The organism is Mameliella sp. CS4, assembly GCF_019392335.1.
Lineage (GTDB): Bacteria > Pseudomonadota > Alphaproteobacteria > Rhodobacterales > Rhodobacteraceae > Antarctobacter.
Window position 1 is genome coordinate 1 of the sequence record NZ_JAHXRQ010000142.1, and the last position, 276, is coordinate 276.

General features: G+C 69.6%; 1 protein-coding gene. It reads right to left on the reverse strand.

Going from position 1 to position 276, the window contains the following annotated elements:
* Positions 1-276, reverse strand: a 276-nt coding sequence (locus KZZ07_RS26880; protein WP_219520020.1) for an ATP-binding protein, incomplete at both ends; no start/stop codon positions are given.

Here is a 276-nt window from a genome sequence, read left to right on the forward strand (position 1 = left end):
GAAGAACGGGTCGAACACGCGGCCGAGGTCGGCGCCGTCGATGCCGCGCCCGTCATCGGCGATCGAGAGGCCGATGCCGTCCCCGGACCGGATCCCCGTGATGGTGATGCGGCCACCCTCCCGCTCCTGAAAGCCGTGCTCGATCGCGTTCTTGACAGCGTTCGACACGACCTGCGCCAGGATGCCCGGCAGCGTGTCGACGACGAGATCGGGCGGGCATTCGACCACGAAGACGTGCCGGCCCGGTCGCGCCAGGGCGCGCAGGCTCTTCAGCAA